The sequence below is a fragment of the Synechococcus sp. R8-2 genome (assembly GCF_047461715.1).
Lineage (GTDB): Bacteria > Cyanobacteriota > Cyanobacteriia > Thermostichales > Thermostichaceae > Thermostichus.
In genome coordinates this window covers 1-4,609 of sequence record NZ_JANSHQ010000617.1, presented here as the reverse complement: position 1 = coordinate 4,609, position 4,609 = coordinate 1, and the positions used below count along the sequence as shown (strand labels likewise).

The 4,609-nt window shown below is 60.4% G+C and carries 3 protein-coding genes; 2 read left to right on the top strand and 1 reads right to left on the bottom strand.

Annotation, left to right across the window (positions count from 1 at the left end; genetic code table 11):
- The coding region (locus tag NW819_RS13115) for a tetratricopeptide repeat protein (RefSeq protein WP_414414013.1) at positions 1-1,733 on the top strand (1,733 nt) is incomplete at its 5' end.
- Between the two features lie 102 nt (positions 1,734-1,835).
- A complete protein-coding gene (gene chrA / locus NW819_RS13110) occupies positions 1,836-3,107 on the top strand; it encodes a chromate efflux transporter (RefSeq protein WP_011432884.1) in 1,272 nt (423 codons plus the stop codon).
- 74 nt (positions 3,108-3,181) lie between these two features.
- Here chrA and lgt read toward each other — a convergent pair whose 3' ends face one another.
- Positions 3,182-4,321 carry a prolipoprotein diacylglyceryl transferase gene (gene lgt, locus NW819_RS13105; protein ID WP_414342737.1) on the bottom strand — a complete coding sequence of 380 codons (1,140 nt, stop codon included), beginning with the start codon at positions 4,319-4,321 and terminating at the stop codon, positions 3,182-3,184.
- Positions 4,322-4,609: the final 288 nt, after the last annotated feature.

Genomic DNA, 4,609 nt, shown 5'->3' with positions numbered 1-4,609 from the left:
TGATCCGGCAGGCCCTTGCCCACCAGCCCTGGTTTCCCGACGCCCACTTTAATTTGGGAATTGTTCTCAAGCAGGCGGGGCAGCTGGCGGAGGCGAAAACTCACCTGCAACTGGCCCTAGAGCAGGGGGGGCCGGACGCGGAAGTTTTGTACCAGCTGGGGCTGGTGCTGCGGCAGCAGGGGGATTTGGAGGCGGCCCTTGTCCCCTTGGGACAGGCCCTGGAGCTGCAGCCGGACTTTGCCGATGCCGCCTACACCCTGGCCATCCTGCTGCGGGATTGTGGCCGGGAGGAGGAAGCGGCGGAGCTGTTCTACCAACTCTGGCAAGCGGATCCCGCCGACTTGGCCGCGGCCCTGGGCTGGTGTGTTAGCCAGTTGCCCTTGCTGTACGCCTCGGCAGACCAAGTTTCCGTGGCTCGGGAGCGCTACCGCCAAGCCCTACAACAGGTGAGGGGCCGCTGGGAACACCTGCCGCGGGATCCCGAAACCCTGGAGCGAGCAGCTGCCGGGATCGGCTCCGTCCAACCCTTCTTTTTGCCCTACCAAGGCCAGAACGACCGCGATCTGCAGCAGCTCTACGGATCCTTGGTGAGGGACGTGATGGCGGCCCGCTATCCCCAGCCCTCCGTCCTCTGGCAGCGACATCCTGGCCGAGTGCGGGTGGGCATTGTCTCCGGCCTGTTTCGGGATCACTCCGTTTGGAAGATCCTGACTCGCGGCTGGGTAGAAGCCCTGGATCGTGCTCAAGTGGCCCTCTACGGCTTCCACACCTCGGTCATCCAAGATGAGGTCACGTGCTCCCTGCCCCCTCGTTTTGAGCACTTTGTGGCCGGATCCCGCAGCATAGAAGAATGGCAAGCGGCTATTCGAGAGGCACAGCTGGATGTGCTCCTCTACCCGGAAGTGGGCATTGACCCGGTCTGTGCCCAACTGGCCGCCCTCCGCTTGGCGCCGGTACAGGCGATGGCCTGGGGCCACCCGCAAACTTCTGGCCTGCCGACAATAGACGTTTTCCTCAGCAGCGAGCTGATGGAGCCGCCGGACGGGGCCGGCCATTACACCGAGCAGCTCCTGCCCCTGCCTGGCATCGGCACCTACTATATTCCCCTAGAAGTTGACCCCGCCCCTGTGGACTGGCAAGCTTGGGGGGTGGATCCCGACAGGGTGCTTTACCTCTGCGCCCAATCCCTATTCAAGTACTTACCTCAGTACGACGAGGTGTTCCCCCGCATCGCCCGGGAAGTGGGGAAGTGTCAATTTCTATTTTTGCGGGGCCGCCTCTCCCAAGGGATCCGCGAGCGCTTTTGGCAGCGGCTGCGACGAGCCTTTCAGGCCTATGACCTAGCTGCCGAAGAGTATGTGGTGCTCCTACCGGAACTCTCGCCTGCAGAATATGCCGCCTACAACGCCCTGGGGGATATTTACCTGGATAGCCTCGGCTGGTCAGGGGGCAACACCACCCTGGAAGCCCTGCCCCACGGCCTGCCCATCGTCACCTTGCCCGGATCCCTGCTGCGGGGCCGCCACACCTACGCCATCCTGCAGCAGATGGGGATCCTGGATACCATCGCCCACACCCTCGATGAATACGTCCAGATTGCCAGTCAGTTGGGCTTGGATCCAGAGTGGCGAGAGCAAATGGGCCAGCAGGTGAAAGCACGTCAAGATCGCGTCTACCGGGATCCCGCGCCGATCCGCGCTCTGGAAGAGTGGTTGCGAAGCCTGAAGACCTGAGGGGGCAGTTTGGGTGAAAGGATAAACGGGTGAGTGTTGTCCTCTTGAAGGGATCCCGGACAGATGGCAGGATAGGCGGGGTTGTCTTGCCGGGCTTTGCCCATGTCTTCTGAGTCTGCTCCCGGTCAGTTCCCCAGGCCGGAAAACGCCCCCGACAACTTGCCCTCCCTTTCAACGCGCCTGAAAGAGATTGCCGTGGTATTCCTGCGGCTGGGATCCCTGGGTTTCGGCGGCCCCCAAGCCCACATCGCCATGCAACACGATGAGGCGGTGATCCGGCGGGGCTGGATGAGCCAGGAACAATTTACCGAAGGGGTGGGCCTATGTGAAATGTTGCCAGGGCCAGCTTCTACCCAGATGGGGATCTATGTCGGCTATGTGCGGGCAGGCTGGTTGGGGGCGGTGCTGGCGGGGATTTGCTTCATTGCCCCTGCTTTTGTGATCGAGGTGATTTTTTCTTGGCTTTACTTTCGCTTTCAGGGGGTGCCGCAGCTAGAGGGGATGTTTTTTGGGGTGGCCCCGGTGGTGATCGCCATTATCCTGGCCTTTTGCTGGAAACTGGGCCGTAAAGCTGTGAAGGATTGGAGCCGGGGGCTGATCGCGGTGGCGGCCTTTGCCCTGCTGCTGATTGGGGGGGTGAATATCCTGTTGCTGTTCGGGCTGGCGGCTCTGGTGGGGCTGCTGCTGTATGGGCCCAAAAAAGGCCCACTATCGGGGATCCCGATTTTACTCCCTTGGCCAGTATTGACGTTGGCCCAGACGGTAGTGGCCACGGTTCCACCGGAAACCCTTATCCTGAGCAGCTTTTGGGGTCTGGAGCGGATTGGTGCCTATTTCTGGCCTTTGACCTTGTTTTTCCTGAAAGTAGGCGGCACCATCTTCGGGGGAGGGTTGGTGATCATCCCCTTCATCGCCGACGAGGTGGTGGATCAGTTGGGCTGGTTGACGCCGACAGAGTTCTTGGATGGGGTGGCCATTGGGCAATTTACTCCTGGCCCGGTGGTGCTGACGGCAGCCTTTATCGGCTACAAGGTGGCAGGGGTGCTGGGGGCCCTGACGGCAACAGTGGCCATCTTTGCCCCTTCTTTTGCCTTTATTTTGCTGGCAGCTCCGGTTCTGTTGCGCATACGGCACAATGCTTGGGTGAAGGGATCCCTGCAGGCAATTACCCCAACGGCCCTGGGGGCTGTTGCTGCGGCTACAGTGCCCTTGGCCCAAAATGCGCTGCTACAACAAACAACTCCCGCTTCGCTGGTGGCTTTGGGGATCGGGGTAGCGGCCTTCATTGCCTTGATGCGCTTTCGCCAGCCCACTTGGCTGTTGGTGTTGATGGGAGGGGGGGCGGGTTTGCTGGCCCGAGGTCTGCTGGCCTAAAGGTTTTGCTCCCTGGCCCTGCTTTCTCCTTGGGGGTGAGGGAATGACCCTGATTCAGCCTGATGGCCACGGCACTAACTGGCTTGGGCCAGCCCTTCCTCAGTGGGATCCCTGCCTTCCAGGCGACAAAACAGTTGCCGCATGAGCAGCTCCCGTTGGCCAAGAGACAGGTGAGGGGCAAGGGTGCCGGGAAAGTGGGGCATGGCGAGGGTGACACGATCCAACAGGTCGGCGCGGCGATGTCTCTGTTGAATAGCCCAAGCCCGTTCCAGAAGGTTTTGGGCTGCTTCTGGCGCTAATCCCGCTTGCTCCGATAACCACGCTGCCAGTTGTTCCAAATCGGGGTCGAAGCGCAGCCGGTACATGTAGATCAACATGCCGATCCCGATCACCAAGCCCAAGCCACTGGCTACATAGGCGGCTTTGATGGAAGTTCCCGGCAGATAGGCCACCGCCGACACGCGCAAGATTTCGTAGGGGATGCGGATCAGGCTATAGCCGACAACATAGGTCCAAACCCAAGTGCCATCTTTGAGTTTGGGAAAGCGCCAGAACATTCCCATCAAGAGGGCAAATAGAAGCAGGTTGAGGACGCTTTCGTAAAAAAAGATGGGGTGAAAAAACTCAAATTGGCTGTATTCCGGCTCGCGGGCTTGGGGAGGAATGTACACCCGCAGCGGCCAAGGGCTGTCGGGAGGAATAGGGGCACCGTAGGCCTCAGAGTTGAAAAAGTTGCCCCAGCGCCCGATGGCTTGGCCCAAAATCAACCCCGGCGTGAGCACATCGGCGTACTTCCAGCCGTTGATCCCGGTGGTGCGGCAATAGAGGTAAAGGGCAAGCGCGCCGGCCAACACCCCACCGTGGATGATGAGACCCCCCTGCCAAATGGCAAAGGCCGAGAGGGGGTTGTCTTGGAACTCTGACCAGTGGGTGAGGACGTAGTAGAGGCGGGCGCCCAGAAACCCAGATATTACCAACCACAGGGCCAGTAGCTCCACTCGTTCACTGGCTTTGCCAGGCTCTTTCTCTAGATGACGAGATTCTGCCAACGCTTTGGTCAAGATCAAGCCGACCAACACGGCCACTGCCATCAATAGGCCATACCAGCGTAGGCCCAGCCCTCCCACCAGCGGGGTGCCGGGGGGAAAGCGGAAGACAAATTCTCCAGGTGAGCTGAAGGTAAGGCCCAACAGCCCTGCACTCCATAGGTTCATCGACAACACGCTCTGCACCCCAAAATTGCTCAACTCAGTTCCACCAGTCGGCCTTATCAACCTCACCCGCTTGGGTTAGCGGGACGGAGTTCCTTCCGGGCTCTTCTCCCCTATCCCCGGCAGCCATTCACAGGCTCCAACAGGGATCCATTCTCCCCGATCCTGAAGCAGCGCCAGTCCTCGTTCCCGGTTGACCCGATCCTACAGGCCCGTCACGGACAAGATTCCACCCTAGAGCCCATACCTTTACCAAAAAGCTAGGTCCAAAGCCCCGCCCTTCCAGGACGG

What these genes read in the sequence shown, in the direction of transcription:
- chrA (WP_011432884.1), top strand. Translation starts at nt 1,836, where the DNA reads ATGTCTTCTGAGTCTGCTCCCGGTCAGTTCCCCAGGCCGGAAAACGCC.
- lgt (WP_414342737.1), bottom strand. Translation starts at nt 4,321, where the DNA reads ATGAACCTATGGAGTGCAGGGCTGTTGGGCCTTACCTTCAGCTCACCT.